Annotated in this window: 14 protein-coding genes and 1 other annotated feature; all 14 genes read left to right on the top strand. The window is 37.6% G+C overall.

The window, feature by feature from the left end:
- Positions 1-21: 21 nt before the first annotated feature.
- The 14 genes from RTW14_RS04295 to fusA all read left to right on the top strand — a co-directional run bounded on the left by RTW14_RS04295 (position 22) and on the right by fusA (position 16,551).
- Positions 22-582, top strand: coding sequence for a sigma-70 family RNA polymerase sigma factor (locus tag RTW14_RS04295; RefSeq protein WP_312648463.1), 561 nt, complete (start codon positions 22-24; stop codon positions 580-582).
- Positions 579-1,631: a DUF4179 domain-containing protein gene (locus RTW14_RS04290; RefSeq protein ID WP_312648462.1), complete on the top strand. Its 1,053-nt coding sequence runs from the start codon at positions 579-581 to the stop codon at positions 1,629-1,631. Before RTW14_RS04295 ends, RTW14_RS04290 begins: the two co-directional genes overlap by 4 nt.
- A gap of 303 nt (positions 1,632-1,934) precedes the next feature.
- Positions 1,935-2,096 (top strand): 50S ribosomal protein L33, encoded by a 162-nt coding sequence (gene rpmG / locus RTW14_RS04285; protein WP_162362592.1) that lies wholly within the window; start codon positions 1,935-1,937, stop codon positions 2,094-2,096.
- A 12-nt stretch (positions 2,097-2,108) separates the two neighbouring features.
- On the top strand, positions 2,109-2,351 hold the full coding sequence (gene secE / locus RTW14_RS04280) for a preprotein translocase subunit SecE (RefSeq protein ID WP_312648461.1): 243 nt from the start codon (positions 2,109-2,111) through the stop codon (positions 2,349-2,351).
- 124 nt (positions 2,352-2,475) lie between these two features.
- Positions 2,476-3,030 (top strand): transcription termination/antitermination protein NusG, encoded by a 555-nt coding sequence (gene nusG / locus RTW14_RS04275; protein ID WP_312648769.1) that lies wholly within the window; start codon positions 2,476-2,478, stop codon positions 3,028-3,030.
- An 18-nt stretch (positions 3,031-3,048) separates the two neighbouring features.
- Positions 3,049-3,474 (top strand): 50S ribosomal protein L11, encoded by a 426-nt coding sequence (gene rplK / locus RTW14_RS04270; protein ID WP_312648460.1) that lies wholly within the window; start codon positions 3,049-3,051, stop codon positions 3,472-3,474.
- Between the two features lie 67 nt (positions 3,475-3,541).
- A complete protein-coding gene (gene rplA, locus RTW14_RS04265) occupies positions 3,542-4,240 on the top strand; it encodes a 50S ribosomal protein L1 (RefSeq protein WP_312648459.1) in 699 nt (232 codons plus the stop codon).
- 14 nt (positions 4,241-4,254) lie between these two features.
- Positions 4,255-4,372, top strand: a sequence feature (ribosomal protein L10 leader region).
- 52 nt (positions 4,373-4,424) lie between these two features.
- Positions 4,425-4,922, top strand: a complete 498-nt coding sequence (gene rplJ / locus RTW14_RS04260; RefSeq protein WP_312648458.1) for a 50S ribosomal protein L10 — start codon at positions 4,425-4,427, stop codon at positions 4,920-4,922.
- Between the two features lie 173 nt (positions 4,923-5,095).
- A complete protein-coding gene (rplL, locus tag RTW14_RS04255) occupies positions 5,096-5,464 on the top strand; it encodes a 50S ribosomal protein L7/L12 (RefSeq protein WP_312648457.1) in 369 nt (122 codons plus the stop codon).
- 332 nt (positions 5,465-5,796) lie between these two features.
- A complete protein-coding gene (gene rpoB, locus RTW14_RS04250) occupies positions 5,797-9,492 on the top strand; it encodes a DNA-directed RNA polymerase subunit beta (protein ID WP_312648456.1) in 3,696 nt (1,231 codons plus the stop codon).
- Positions 9,493-9,509: 17 nt separating this feature from the next.
- Positions 9,510-13,166, top strand: a complete 3,657-nt coding sequence (rpoC, locus tag RTW14_RS04245; protein ID WP_312648455.1) for a DNA-directed RNA polymerase subunit beta' — start codon at positions 9,510-9,512, stop codon at positions 13,164-13,166.
- 177 nt (positions 13,167-13,343) lie between these two features.
- Entirely contained in the window at positions 13,344-13,766 is a 423-nt protein-coding gene (gene rpsL, locus RTW14_RS04240; RefSeq protein WP_312648454.1) for a 30S ribosomal protein S12, read from the top strand.
- A 202-nt stretch (positions 13,767-13,968) separates the two neighbouring features.
- Positions 13,969-14,439: a 30S ribosomal protein S7 gene (rpsG, locus tag RTW14_RS04235; RefSeq protein ID WP_312648453.1), complete on the top strand. Its 471-nt coding sequence runs from the start codon at positions 13,969-13,971 to the stop codon at positions 14,437-14,439.
- Between the two features lie 48 nt (positions 14,440-14,487).
- Entirely contained in the window at positions 14,488-16,551 is a 2,064-nt protein-coding gene (gene fusA / locus RTW14_RS04230; RefSeq protein ID WP_312648452.1) for an elongation factor G, read from the top strand.
- Positions 16,552-16,576: the final 25 nt, after the last annotated feature.

Below are 16,576 nucleotides of genomic sequence, written 5' to 3'. Positions count from 1 at the left end.
GTGAAAGGAGGGAGTAGCAGGTTGAAAATTACAGAAGAAAATTTTATTTTACAGTTAAGGATGAAAAATGAAAAAGCTTTGGAATTTACTATTGAAAACTATGGTTGGATTATAAAATCCGTTGCTAGAAAACATCTACAGCAAACACCTGAATTAGTAGATGAATGTTTGAATGATGTGCTGTTTGCTGTGTGGCAGAACATTGATTCTTTTGATATAAATAGGAGTACTTTTCAGAATTGGCTGGCAGGAGTAAGCCGATACAAAGCCATAGATTGCAAACGAAAATATTTGAAACGCTTTAATGAAGAACCATTAGAGGCAGCGGAAAATATTGCAGATATGAAAAGCAGTTTAAACTTATTACAAGAAGAAATCACTGAAGAAATGCAACAAATGTTATCTTGTTTAAGTTTAGAGGACAGGGGGATTTTTGAACGGTTATTTTGGAAAGATGAATCTATCAAATCCATATCCGCATCAATGGGAATGAAAGAAACGGCGGTATATAATCATGTTTCAAGAGGTAGAAAAAAGCTTAGGGAGTATTTGCCTTTGGCAAGAAGGAGGAGTAGTTTATGAAAGATATTTACTCATTATTAAATGATGTGGAAACAAATATAAGTTCTTATGCTGTAGAAGAATTAACAGACGGGGAAAAAAGAAAAATGCTAAAGAAAATTAATCAAATATTAGGTAATGATAAAGGAAGTACAACTAAAAGAAGAAATTATGCAGCTATTGCTGCCTGTGCAGCAACAATTATACTGATTGCAGGAACTATAAACTTTAATGATGCAGTTTATGCAACAGCTAAAAATATAGCTTGGCAGATTGGGGATTTCTTAGGAGTGGGAAAAGATTTACAAGATTATACTACGGTCATAGGTACGGAGAAAACGGATAAAGGGTATACAATAAAATTAAATGAAATCATTCTTGATGAAAATCAGCTTATCGTATCTTCCGCTGTTAGGTCACAAGAAAAGTTATCAGTAGGAGGATTGATGCCTTTTGCTGAGGTTTATGTAAATGGAAAAAAAGTGTCAGTAGCGGCGGGCGGCGGCAGCAAGTTTATAGATGATTATACTGAAGAATCTGTTTTAGACTATGAACTGGAAGGTATAGATACTAATGGCAGACTTGATATTGAACTAATCTATACAGGAATATTGAAAGATAATAAAGAAACAAGAGGAAAATGGGGTTTTCATTTTGAAGCAGATGGTGCAAAGCTGGCGATGGACACAACTCGCATTGCTTTAAATAATAGTTTCCCACTGCCTAATGGGAGTAAATTAGTTTTGACAGAATATACTTCAAATGATTTGGGGCAAAAGATTTACTATAAAGTGGAAGACTGGGAGTATGAAAAAAATCCTATGTATGATTTGAAACTGGAAGGGCAAGACAGCCAGGGCAGCACAATTGCTTTTGACATGAGTTGTTTTGATGGTAAAGAAAAAAGAGGAAGATTAAATGTACGAAGGATAGATGGAGTAGTACCGGAGCAAGCAAAATGGATCAGGTTAAAGGCTTATGCAGTGGAAATGCCTAAACAAAGTGGAAAAATGAGCCACGATTATGTGGAAATAGGCGACAGTTTTACTATAGACCTATTGGAAAAATAAAATTAAAGCAAGAAGTGAGCTTTTAGTGACAAGAAAAAATTGCCGGGCAGATTGGTTTGTGATACAATGCTAGTTGTAATGCTCGGCATTATACTTAGCAAAAATTAAAAAAAACTTGACATAGACAAGGGCAAGTGATATCCTTAATGAGCGACTTTATGATATTTGGTATGATATAATCGTGTATATAATGTGGAAATATATGTGATTACGTTACAAAAATATGAGAAAAAATACGGAGCCTGAAAGAGTGCTCTGAATTTACATTGAAAGCAGAATGCACAAAAATAGGAGGTGGAGTCGATGGCATCATCAGCTAGAGTTAAGGTTACATTAGCATGTACAGAGTGCAAGCAGAGAAACTACAATACTATTAAAAACAAAAAAAACGATCCTGATCGTATTGAGTTAGATAAGTATTGTAAATTCTGTAAAAAGCACACTCTTCATAAGGAAACAAAATAAGGAGTGAGTAATATGGAAAACGAAAAGGCTAAAAAAAAGCCAGCAGCTGCTCCTAAAAAGCAGAGAGCTAGTATGGGAGAGTATTTCAAGGGCATTAAAACTGAAATGAAAAAGGTTATCTGGCCTACTAAGAAAGAACTTGGATCATATACAGCCGTTGTGTTATTTACTTGCGCGTTTTTTGCAGTTGGATTTTGGCTAATTGATATGGGCGTTCTTTCTGCGCTTAAAGCAATATTAGGCATTTCTTTATAATAAGTAGAGGTATAAGATGTCAGATTTTGAAAACAACTTAGACCTAGATAAGGAAGAACTTAAGGAAGAAGCTGCTGTAGAAGAACCTACAGTTGAAGCTCAGAATATTTCTTCGAGTTCTGGAATTGCATACGATGAAAATCAGGGATATGTAAACAATTCAGATAGCCCTGCAAAATGGTATGTTGTTCATACTTATTCCGGGCATGAAAACAAGGTAAAAGTAAATATTGAGAAAATTGTCGAAAACAGAGGTATGCAGGACTTAGTTCTTGATATCATTGTTCCTACTGAAGACAGCGTGGAAATTAAGAATGGACAGCGTAAGGTTAAGACTAGAAAAATATTTCCAGGTTATGTTTTGGTGAAGATGATTGTAACCAACGAATCTTGGTATCTTGTTAGAAACACTCAAGGTGTTACTGGATTTGTAGGGCATGGTTCAGAGCCGATTCCTCTAACTAATGAAGAAGTAAGAAGAATGGGAATAGAAAAGGTCCACATTGAAATTGATGTAGAAGTGGGCGACAATGTAAAAGTTATCAATGGTCCTTTTGAAAGCTTTATGGGGGTTGTTGAAGAAGTAAACATGGAAAAGGAAACTCTTAAGGTAAAGATTTCTATGTTTGGCAGAGACACGCCTGTAGAACTTGAATTCGGACAAGTAGATAAAATTTAGTAGAAAGGAGAAATAAAAATGGCAAAGAAAGTTGAAGGTCTTATTAAACTTCAGATTGCAGCAGGTAATGCTACTCCAGCACCTCCAGTAGGTCCAGCATTAGGTCAGAAGGGCGTAAATATTATGGACTTCTGTAAGCAATTCAATGCTAGAACTCAGGATCAGCCAGGAATGATTATTCCAGTTGTAATTACTGTTTATGCAGACAGATCATTTACATTTATTACAAAGACTCCTCCTGCAGCAGTATTGTTAAAGAAAGCCGCTGGACTAAAATCAGCATCTGGCGAACCTAACAAGAAGAAGGTAGCTACTTTAACAGAAGAACAGGTAAGAGAAATTGCAAAGATTAAGATGCCTGACTTAAACGCAGCAGACTTAGATGCAGCAGCATCAATGGTTAAGGGCACTGCAAGAAGTATGGGTATTATTGTAGAAGGTTAATTGAAGATGGGAGATTATGCTGATAGAATTTCAAGCAAATCGTTAGTACCACAAGGAGGTAAACATTATGCCAAAGAGAGGCAAAACTTACAAAGAATCAGCTAAATTAGTTGATAAAACAAATTTATATGAAACTAGTGAAGCTATGGATTTAATTACAAAGACTGCAAAAGCTAAGTTTGATGAAACTGTTGAAGTTCACATTAAGCTTGGTGTTGACGGCAGACACGCTGACCAGCAGGTAAGAGGTGCTATTGTACTTCCTCATGGAACTGGTAAAACAAAGAAAGTTCTAGTATTTGCTAAGGGCCCTAAAGTTCAGGAAGCTGAAGCAGCGGGTGCAGATTATGTAGGAGCTGAAGAATTAGCTCAGAAGATTCAGACTGAAAACTGGTTTGACTTTGATGTAGTAGTAGCAACTCCAGATATGATGGGTGTTGTTGGTAGACTTGGTAAGGTTTTAGGTCCTAAAGGATTAATGCCAAACCCTAAGTCAGGAACAGTAACTATGGATATTACAAAAGCTCTTGAAGAAATCAAAGCTGGTAAAGTTGAATATCGTCTTGATAAGACAAATATTATCCATACTCCAATCGGAAAGGCTTCTTTTGGAACTCAAAAGCTAGAAGAAAACTTTAAGGCTTTAATGGAAGCAGTTGTAAAGGCAAAGCCAGCAGCAGCAAAGGGACAGTACCTAAGAAGCGTAACAGTTGCTTCAACTATGGGTCCTGGAATCAAACTAAACCCTATGAAGCTTTCAAATTAATCTAAGATTGGAAGAATTAAATAGAATTATAACCGTAGACAGCGGGGGCGCTTGCTTAATTTCCCGCCGAGGTACAATATAAATATATTGTCCTTGCTAGTCTATGATTAGCAGGGATTTTTTTATGGAGTACCCCTGATTTATTATCATTTGTCAAAGAGACAGATGGAGAAAGGAGTCGTAAATGTCAATAGAAGCACAGAAAGAAAAACAATTAATAATTGACGAGATAAAAGAAAAGCTAGAAAAAGCTCAGTCAGCAGTAGTAATTGACTATCTTGGAACTACAGTTGCACAGGCTGATGCTATGAGAAAGAAACTTCGTGATGCTAATGTAGATTATACAGTTTACAAGAATACTCTTGTAAAGAGAGCTATCGAAGGAACTAAGTATGAAGGTCTTGCTGAAGTATTGGAGGGCCCAAGTGCTGTAGCTATCAGTTACGAAGATGCAGTTGCTCCTGCAAGAGTAATCAACGGAGTAATTAAAGAATACAAGAAAATGTCTTTTAAGGCTGGTGTTGTTGAAGGAACTTTCTTTGATGCACAGGGTATTGAAGCAATCGCTACTCTTCCATCTAGAGAAGAACTTATTGCTAAGTTTATGGGTAGTATTCAATCACCTGTATCTAAGGCAGTTAGAACATTCCAGGCTATTGCAGACGCTAAGGCGGAAGCATAGGAACACTTATCCACATTTTGTGAAACAAAATGTATGGAAAGTGTCCCGTCAGGAATTCACAAGCTTTAGCTTGCAGAATTCTACGACGTAGTTTCCGAATATAGTTGTAAAGCAAAATGTACAATATTAGTTTAAAAATAAGATGAAAAATAATAATAAAAAGGAGAACAAAAATGAATAAAGATCAGATTATCGAAGCTATCAAAGCGATGACAGTTTTAGAATTAAATGAATTAGTAAAAGCATGTGAAGAAGAATTTGGAGTATCAGCAGCAGCTCCAGTAGCAGTAGCAGGTGCAGCAGGTGCTGGTGCAGAAGCAGCTGAAGAACAGACAGAATTCACAGTAGTACTTACAAGTGCTGGTGCAGAAAAGATTAAGGTTATCAAGGTTGTTAGAGAACTTACTGGCTTAGGCTTAAAGGAAGCTAAGGAATTAGTAGACGGAGCTCCTTCAAACATTAAAGAAGGCATTGAAAAGGCAGAAGCAGAAGCTATTAAGAAGCAGTTAGAAGAAGTTGGCGCAACTGTAGAAATGAAATAAGCTTAAACGAAGTATCTAATTTTAAGACGGCGAATTTCGCCGTCTTTTTTTAGAGATGAGGCTGAGTTAAAAACATAATTTATAAATTATGCCCAGATTTGAATTAAATACTCATGGAAAGTTAATAATAATTATGTAAAAACTAGAAAAAATATCTTGACATGAATTGTGTGCTGTGATATCATAGTAGACTGCCATACAATGTTATTTGTTAAAGATATAATGAACGCACTATTGACTATGGCTATTAAATGTGAAGCGTTCATTGGATCAAAGAATCTGAGTTTGAGTGAGTCTTTTAAGGAAGATTCATGATATAAGGAGTGATGAATATGCCAACACCCGTTACAGTAGGTAGAAAAAAGCGCATGAGCTTCTCAAAAATTAATGAAGTAGCAGAAATGCCTAATCTTATCGAAATTCAGACCGAATCTTATGACTGGTTCATAAAGGAAGGTCTATATGAAGTTTTTGAAGACATCTCACCGATTAAGGATTATGCAGGAAACTTAGTATTAGAATTTATCGATTACTCGCTAAGTGATCCTCCGAAATATGGACAGGAGGAGTGTAAAGAACGAGATGTAACATATGCAGCTCCACTAAAAGTAAAAGTTAGATTAGTTAATAAAGAAACGGGAGAAGTTAAAGAGCAAGAAGTATTTATGGGAGACTTCCCTCTGATGACTGAAAAAGGTACATTTATATACAATGGTGCAGAGAGAGTAGTTGTAACTCAGCTAGTTCGTTCCCCTGGACCTTATTATGATGTAACTGTAGACAAGTCAAACAATAAGCTGTTCTCAACGACTATAATTCCTAATAGAGGAGCATGGCTTGAATATGAAACAGACTCGAATGAAATTATTTCAGTAAGAGTCGACAGAACTAGAAAACAACCGGTTACAACTTTACTAAGAGCTTTAGGTTTTGGAACAGACCAGGAAATTGTTGATATTTTTGGTGAAGACCCAAGACTACGAAAATCTTTGGACAAGGACCCAACAGACAATTATGAGGATGGTCTTAAGGAAATTTACAAAAAACTTAGACCTGGTGAGCCTCCAACTGTGGATAGCGCTAAGTCTTTCTTAGATGCCTTGTTCTTTGATCCAAAAAGATACGATCTTGCAAAAGTTGGCAGATATAAATATAATAAAAAGCTTGGATTATCAAATAGAATCATCGGCGTAGTGGCAGCTGAAGACATATTTGATCCTAATACAGGTGAGATTTTGGTGGAAAAAGACCAGAAAATATCAAGAGAATTAGGCTTCCAGATTGAGAACGCAGGTGTAAAGGAAATTTATGCTTACGGTAAGAATGACGAAGAATTTGTTACAAAGATTATTGGTAACAGATTTGTTGACTTAAAATTATATGTAGACTTCGATATTAAAGGACTTAAAGTAGAGGAAAAAGTATATTATCCTGTACTAATGGAAATTCTTGAAGAGTGTTCTACAGAAGATGAGATAAAAGAAGCTTTGGTAATGAGAAAGAATGACTTATCACCTAAGCACATTATTATAGATGATATTATTGCTTCAGTAAGTTATATTCTTAACTTAAGTTATGGTATTGGCAGCGTAGACGATATAGACCATTTAGGTAACAGAAGACTTAGAACGGTTGGTGAACTTTTACAGAACCAATTCAGAATAGGTCTTGCTCGTATGGAAAGAGTTGTTAAGGAAAGAATGACTATTCAGGACATTGAGGTTACTACGCCTCAGGCTCTTATGAATATCAGGCCTGTTACAGCAGCTATAAAGGAGTTCTTTGGAAGCTCCCAGTTATCACAGTTTATGGACCAGACTAACCCTCTTGCTGAATTAACTCATAAGAGAAGATTATCTGCATTGGGACCAGGTGGTTTGTCAAGAGAAAGAGCTGGCTTTGAAGTTAGAGATGTACACCATTCCCACTATGGCAGAATGTGTCCTATTGAAACTCCTGAAGGTCCTAATATCGGACTTATCGGTTCACTTACAACCTATGGTAAGATTAACGAATATGGTTTTATTGAAGCACCATACAGACCAGTTGATAAAAAAACAGGTGTGGTTCAGGATTATATTGAATACGTAACAGCAGATGAAGAAGAAATGTTAATTATTGCACAGGCTAACGAACCTCTTGACTCAGAAAGCAAATTTGTAAATTATAAAGTTGCATCTAGAGGAGTTGGCGGTGAAATCGACCTTGTACCTAGAGAACTGATTGACTATATGGACGTATCACCTAAGCAGGTTGTATCTGTTGCTACAGCTATGATTCCATTCCTTGAAAACGACGATGCGAACAGAGCCTTGATGGGATCTAACATGCAGCGTCAGGCAGTTCCTCTTCTAATTCCAGATGCACCATATGTTGGTACAGGTATGGAATATAAGGCGGCTAGAGATTCAGGTGTTGTCATTCTTGCTAAGAATGCCGGAACAGTTGAATTTGTTGATGCAACAAAGATTAGAATCAAGAGAGACGATGCTACGGGTACGGATGAATATACATTACTAAAGTTTAAACGTGCTAACCAAAGCACTTGTATAAATCAGAGACCGATTGTAAACCATGGTGAGCACATAGAGCAGGGTGAAGTAATTGCGGATGGACCTTCAACGGACTTGGGTGAAATTGCACTTGGAAGAAACCTTCTAATTGGATTCATGACTTGGGAAGGTTACAACTATGAAGATGCTATCATCTTAAATGAACGTCTTGTAATGGAAGATAAGCTTACAACTCTTCACATTGAAGAGTATGAAGCTGAAGCCAGAGACACAAAACTTGGACCTGAAGAAATAACAAGAGACATTCCGAACGTAAGTGAGGAAGCATTAAGAGACCTTGATGAAGAAGGCATCATTAGAATTGGTGCTGAAGTTAATCCAGGCGATATACTTGTAGGTAAAGTAACACCTAAGGGTGAAACGGAACTTACAGCAGAAGAAAGACTGCTTCGTGCAATCTTCGGTGAAAAAGCGAGAGAAGTAAGAGACACTTCACTTAAAGTACCTCACGGCGAAACAGGTATTGTTGTGGACGTTAAGATTTTCTCAAGAGAAAATGGAGATGAACTTCCACCAGGAGTAAATAAACTGGTTAGATGTTATATCATTACAAAGAGAAAAATTAGCGTTGGTGACAAGATGGCCGGACGTCATGGTAATAAGGGTGTAATTTCAAGAATCCTTCCTGAAGAAGATATGCCATTTATGGAAAATGGTGAGCCAATTCAGGTAATGCTTAATCCTCTAGGTGTACCTTCCCGTATGAACGTTGGGCAGGTATTAGAAGTGCACTTAGGTCTAGCAGCTAAATTTAAGGACTGGTATATTGCAACCCCAGTATTTGATGGCGCAAACGAAAAAGATATTATTAAACTTCTTGGTGAATGTGGATATCCTGAAACTGGTAAGTTAAAACTACGTGATGGTAGATCTGGTATGCCATTTGACAATCCGGTTACAGTTGGATATATGTATATGCTGAAACTACATCACCTTGTAGATGATAAGATTCATGCAAGAAGTACGGGTCCTTATTCACTTGTAACTCAGCAGCCTCTTGGAGGTAAAGCTCAGTTCGGCGGACAGCGTTTCGGAGAAATGGAAGTATGGGCTCTTGAAGCTTATGGTGCAGCTCATGTATTACAGGAAATCCTAACTGTAAAATCCGATGATGTTGTAGGTCGTGTAAAGACTTATGAAGCTATTGTAAAGGGCGAAAATATTCCTGAACCAGGTATTCCTGAATCATTTAAGGTTCTTATTAAGGAGATGCAGAGTTTAGGCCTTGATGTTAAAGTCTTGACTGAAGACAATGAGGAAATTGAAATAAAGGAATCAACTGAATTTGAAGGTATTTCAAGTCTTGAAAATATTATAGATTTAGATGCTGAAGGAGAGCCTGAAGTATTTGAAGAAGAGTTTTTAGAGGAAGATATTGACGAATCAGAAGATGACGATGAAGATTTAGACATTATAGACCTTGGAGTAAGCGAAGAGCTTGATGATGAGTTATAGAAAGGGGGAGGGACTCCTTGAGTGATAATAATAACTACGAATTAAACAATTTTGAAGCATTACAGATTAATCTTGCTTCTACAGAAAAAATTCTTAGCTGGTCACATGGCGAAGTTAAGAAACCTGAAACAATTAACTACAGAACTTTAAAACCTGAAAAAGAGGGACTGTTCTGCGAAAGGATTTTCGGACCTACAAAGGACTGGGAGTGTCATTGTGGTAAGTATAAGAGAATCAGATACAAGGGGATTGTATGTGACCGTTGTGGTGTAGAAGTAACAAAAGCAAAAGTAAGAAGAGAAAGAATGGGTCATATTGCTCTGGCAGCTCCAGTTTCTCATATTTGGTATTTTAAAGGCATTCCAAGCAGAATAGGTCTTGTATTAGATATTTCTCCTAGGAATCTTGAAAAAGTACTTTATTTTGCAGCGTATATCGTAACAGACCCAGGCAATACAAGCTTTGGTTATAAAGAAATTCTTACTGAACAGCAGTATAGAGAAGCTAGAGAAAAGTTTGGTAATGATTTTAGGGCAGGTATGGGTGCAGAAGCCATCAGAGAACTTCTTGCACAGATTAATTTACCTGAACTGGCAGACGATTTAAGAAGGAAACTTAAAGATGCATCAGGTCAGAAGAAAATAAGAATTGTTAGAAGACTTGAAGTAATAGAAGCTTTAAGACTTTCAAATAATAAGCCTGAATGGATGATACTTGAAGTTATTCCAGTTATTCCACCAGATTTAAGACCTATGGTTCAGTTAGACGGTGGCAGATTTGCCACTTCTGATTTAAATGATTTATATAGAAGAGTTATTAACAGAAATAACAGATTAAAAAGACTTTTGGAACTTGGAGCTCCTGACATTATCGTAAGAAATGAAAAGAGAATGCTTCAAGAAGCTGTTGATGCTCTTATCGATAATGGTAGAAGAGGCAGACCTGTAACAGGCCCTGGCTCACGACCTTTAAAATCCCTATCAGATATGCTGAAAGGTAAGCAGGGTAGATTTAGACAGAACCTTCTTGGTAAGCGTGTAGACTACTCTGGACGTTCAGTAATCGTAGTAGGACCAGAACTTAGATTCTATCAGTGTGGTCTTCCTAAGAAAATGGCGCTTGAATTATTCAAACCATTTATTATGAAGAAGCTTGTTCAAAACGGACACGCACATAACATTAAGAGTGCTAAGAGAATGGTTGAAAAAATAAAACCTGAAGTTTGGGATGTTTTAGAAAGTGTTATTAAGGAGCATCCGGTAATGCTTAACCGTGCCCCTACTCTTCACAGACTAGGCATACAGGCATTTGAGCCTGTACTAGTAGAAGGTAAGGCTATTAAGCTTCACCCATTAGTGTGTACCGCGTTTAACGCTGACTTTGACGGTGACCAGATGGCGGTTCATGTTCCTTTATCCGTTGAAGCTCAGGCAGAAGCAAGATTCTTGATGCTGTCAGTTAACAATATTCTTGCGCCAAAGGATGGTTCTCCAATTACGACTCCTACGCAGGATATGATTCTTGGAAGTTATTATTTGACTCACCCAGGCATCGAAGACAGAAGTACTGATGCGGAAAAGGGAGACGGAAAAGTCTTTACAGACTTTGATGAAATGATGATGGCATACCAGAACGGTGTTGTTGGAATTCATGCTAAAGTTAAAGTAAGAAGGTATCTTGATGAGAATGATGAAAGAGGTAAGCTGGTAGAATCAACAATTGGTAGATTTATCTTTAACTCAAATATTCCTCAGGATTTAGGATACATTGATAGAAAAGTTGATAAATATGCACTTGAAGTAGACTTCCTGTGTGACAAGAAAAAGCTAGGACAGATTATTGACAAGTGTTACAGGGTACATGGTAATACAGGAACTGCAATTATGCTGGATGCCATCAAGGATATGGGATTCCATTATTCAACGAAGGGTGCTGTTACAATCAGTATTTCTGACATGGAGATTCCGAAGGAAAAGCCAGAAATCCTTGCAAAAGCAGAAGCACAAGTTGATAAGTATGAAAAGGCTTACAGAGCAGGTCTTGTATCAAACCAGGAAAGATATGAAAAAGTTATCAGCATTTGGAATAGAACAACAGATGAGATTGCAGATGCACTAATGAATTCACTTGGAACATTAAATAATTTGTTCATCATGGCTCACTCCGGTGCAAGAGGTAGTAAAAACCAGATTAAGCAGGTCGGCGGTATGCGTGGACTTATGGCTAATGCATCAGGTAAGACTATTGAAATTCCTATTAAGGCTAATTTCCGTGAAGGACTATCTGTACTGGAATACTTTATTTCAACGAATGGTGCCAGAAAGGGTCTAGCCGATACAGCCCTTAGAACAGCCGACTCAGGTTACTTGACAAGAAGACTTGTTGACGTATCTCATAACGTTATCGTTAGGGAAGTGGACTGCGGTACAGATGAGGGTATTGAGGTAAGAGCCTTTACTGATGGTAAGGAAGTTATCGAAGCACTTAAACTACGTATTGTTGGAAGAACTTCACTTACTGATATATATGATCCGAATACTGGAGAATTAATTGTTGAGCAGAATGAAGAAATTTCAGAAGCAGCAGCTGAACATGTTGAAAACTGTGGTATTGAGGCAGTAGCAATCCGATCTGTTATGACTTGTCACAGTACATCAGGTATTTGTGCTAAGTGTTATGGCAGAAACCTTGCAACAGGTGAAAATGTAAATATTGGAGAAGCAGTTGGTATTACTGCTGCTCAATCTATCGGTGAACCAGGTACTCAGTTAACAATGAGAACATTCCATACTGGTGGTGTAGCAGGTAGCGATATTACACAGGGTCTTCCAAGAGTTGAAGAACTTTTCGAAGCTAGAAAACCTAAGGGACTTGCAGAAATCTGTGAAGCAGATGGTACAGTAGTTTCTATAGAATCTAGAAAAGATAACAAGACTGAGGTTAAGGTAAGAGGAGAAGAAGAAAGATCATATATCATTCCTTACGGTGCTAGATTGAATGTTAAGGAAGGCGATTATGTTCTTGCGGGTGGTTCAATCACTAGGGGGCCATTAAATCCTCATGATATCTTAAGACTAAATGGTGTTGAAGGTGTATATCAGTATCTTCTAAAAGAAGTACAGCGTGTATATAAGCAACAGGGTGTAGATATCAATGATAAGCACGTAGAAGTTATTGTAAGTCAGATGCTTTCAAAGTGTAAAATTGAAGAAGCAGGAGATACAACACTGCTTCCAGGTGGCCTTTACAGTGTATTTGAAATTGAAGAAGCCAATGCTGTTGCTGTTCAAAATGGTGGAGAACCTGCAGTAGGCAAGAGAGTGCTTCTTGGAATTACAAAGGCATCACTTGCTACCAACTCATTCTTATCAGCGGCATCTTTCCAGGAAACTACAAGAGTTCTTACAGATGCAGCAATCAAGGGCAAGAAGGATTGTCTTCTTGGACTTAAAGAGAATGTTATTATCGGTAAGTTGATACCTGCCGGTACAGGAATGAAGAGATATAAAGGTATAGAACTTGACTATGGTGTGAATACAGAACTTATGGAATCTTTCTCTACAAATAATGAGGAAGAAGAAGAGGAAGATTTTGCAGATCTTGCTGATATGGAATCCGTAGTTGATACAGATTTTGCAGGAGCAGATATAGTTGAGCTTGAAGATGTAGAATAATTAGCTTGACATGAATTCTGTGAGTGTGATAAAATATTTATCGATTCTGGGCCTAGTTTTTATGAGATTTTTTGTAAGATTTAGGCATAAGAATATATAACTTGCGAATAAACTTGTGCATTTGGGAAATAATACCCAAGTGCACAAGTTTAAAGTGTTTAAAGAAAGGAGAAAATAATGCCTACTATTAACCAATTAGTACGTGATGGCAGAAAATCTGCAGTTAAGAAGTCAAATTCACCAGCATTATTAAAGGGCTTAAACTCAATTAAGAGAGTACCTACTGATATTGCTGCTCCTCAGAAGAGAGGCGTTTGTACTTCAGTTAAGACTGTTACACCTAAGAAGCCTAACTCAGCGCTTAGAAAGGTTGCCAGAGTACGTTTAACAAACGGTATCGAAGTAACAGCTTATATTCCTGGTATTGGTCATAACCTACAGGAACATAGTGTTGTACTTATCAGAGGCGGAAGAGTAAAAGACCTTCCAGGTGTAAGATACCATATTGTTAGAGGAACTCTAGATACTGCTGGAGTAAACAACAGATTACAGGCTCGTTCAAAGTACGGTGCAAAGAGACCTAAAGCAGGAAAGAAATAATAATCGGATTTTAAAGGCCATGATATAAATGTTAATAGTATGTAATTATTTTTAAACATATATCAAGTGCGCCGCGGCATTCTACGGGATGTCGAGTACCGACAAAGCAAAACTGTCTTGCCTGTGCTTTTGGGTAATGACAGAGTAACTTTTTGCGAAAAAAATTAATGTAAAAAGCGAAGATTAACAGGAGGGAAGAGAAGTGCCAAGAAAAGGTAATACACCAAAGAGAGAAGTACTTCCAGATCCGGTTTATGGAAATCTAGTTGTTGCAAAGCTTATCAACAGTATCATGTTAGATGGTAAGAAGGGTGTAGCTCAGTCAATCGTCTATGATGCATTTGACATGATTAAGCAGCAGACTGGTGAAGAACCGATTGAAGTATTTGAAAAGGCAATGAATAATATCATGCCAGTAGTAGAAGTTAGAGCTAGAAGAGTTGGTGGTGCTAACTACCAAGTTCCAGTTGAAGTAAGAACTGAAAGACGTCAGACTCTAGGATTAAGATGGCTTACAAAGTACACTAGAGCTAGAGGCGAAAAGACTATGTATGAAAGACTTGCTAAGGAACTTATGGATGCAGCTAACAGTACTGGTGGATCAGTAAAGAAGAAGGAAGATACTCACAAGATGGCAGAAGCTAATAAGGCTTTCGCACATTACAGATGGTAATTCCATTAAAGATTTTAGAAAGAATAGTAGAAGGGAGGGTTATTTTATATGCCTAGAGCTTTTTCGTTAGAAAATACAAGAAATATTGGTATTATGGCGCATATTGACGCTGGTAAGACCACTACAACAGAAAGAATTTTGTTCTACACAGGAAAAACTCACAAGATTGGGGAAACTCATGAAGGTGCAGCTACAATGGACTGGATGGAACAGGAACAGGAACGTGGTATCACAATAACCTCTGCTGCTACTACAGCACAATGGAAGGGTCATAGAATTAACATAATCGACACACCAGGACACGTGGACTTTACAGTGGAAGTAGAAAGATCTCTAAGAGTTCTTGACGGAGCTGTAACAGTACTTTGCGCTAAAGGCGGAGTAGAACCACAGTCTGAAACGGTTTGGAGACAGGCTGATAAGTATGAAGTTCCTAGAATGATCTTTATTAATAAGATGGACATTTTAGGTGCAAACTTCTACAGAGTTGTTGGCATGGTTAAAGACAGATTGAAAGCGAACGCAGTTCCCATTCAGCTACCAATTGGGCTTGAAGATAGTTTCATTGGAATTATCGACTTAGTAGAGATGAAAGCAGAGATATATAAGGATGATTTAGGTAAGGAATTTGATATTACAGATATTCCAGCAGATATGATGGACCAAGCAGCTGAATGGCGTGAAAAAATGATTGAAGCTGTTGCTGAGTGTGATGAAGAACTTACAATGAAATTCTTAGAAGGTGAAGAACTTACAAAGAAGGAAATCAAGGATACGATTAGAAAAGCAACTATTGCTGGACAAATGGTTCCTGTAACTTGCGGTTCTGCATACAGAAACAAGGGCGTTCAGATGATGCTGGATGCTGTTGTTGATTATATGCCATCACCACTTGATATACCAGCAATTAAGGGTATTATCCCTGGTACTGAAGAAGAAGATGAAAGACCTGCTGATGATAACGCACCATTCTCAGCGTTAGCATTTAAGATTATGGCTGACCCATTTGTTGGTAAGCTAGCTTTCTTCAGAGTATACTCTGGTAGTATCACTTCAGGTTCATATGTATATAACTCAACTAAGGGAAAGAAGGAAAGAATCGGAAGAATCCTTCAGATGCATGCAAACAAGAGAGAAGATATCACTGAAGTTTATTCAGGGGATATTGCAGCAGCTGTAGGTTTCAAGGATACTACTACAGGTGATACTATTTGTGATGAAAAGCACGAAATCATCTTAGAATCCATGGAATTCCCTGATCCAGTTATTGAAATTGCTATTGAACCTAAAACTAAGGCAGGACAGGAAAAGATGGGTATTGCTTTAGCAAAACTTGCTGAAGAAGATCCAACTTTTAAGACTTATACAAATACAGAAACTGGACAGACAATTATTGCAGGTATGGGAGAACTTCACCTTGAAATTATCGTAGACAGACTTCTAAGAGAATTTAAGGTAGAGGCTAACGTTGGTAAGCCTCAGGTTTCATATAAGGAAACTATCACAGAACTTGCAGATATTGACAACAAGTATGCTAAGCAGTCTGGTGGTCGTGGTCAGTACGGTCATGTTAAGATTAGGGTTTATCCAAGACAGCCAGGCGAAGGCTTTGAATTCAAAAATTCAATCGTTGGTGGTGCTATTCCTAGAGAATACATTCCTAAGATTGAAGAAGGTGTTAGAGAAGCTATGAATGCTGGTCCTATTGCAGGATATAACGTTGTAGACGTTGGTGTTGAACTTTATGATGGTTCATATCATGAAGTTGACTCGAACGAAATGGCATTTAAGATCGCTGCTTCAATGGCATTCAGAGAAGCTTGCAAAAAGGCTAAACCAGTACTTCTTGAACCAATCTTTAAGGTTGAAGTTACAGTTCCTGAAGACTACATGGGAGATGTAATTGGTGATATCAGTTCAAGAAGAGGCAGAATCGAAGGTTCTGACATGAATGCTGGTGCAGTTGCAGTAAGAGGTTTCGTTCCTCTATCAGAGATGTTTGGTTATGCAACTGATCTTCGTTCAAAGACTCAGGGACGTGGTGTATATGTAATGCAGATGGACCACTTCGAAAAGTTACCTGATAGCTTAATTGAAAAAATTAACAAATAGTATAGATTTGTATAAAGGAGATTAT

The sequence above is a fragment of the Aminipila sp. genome, from assembly GCF_032051575.1.
Lineage (GTDB): Bacteria > Bacillota > Clostridia > Peptostreptococcales > Anaerovoracaceae > Aminipila.
The sequence above is the reverse complement of the archived record's forward strand: the minus strand, read 5'-3'. Positions and strand labels throughout refer to the sequence as shown.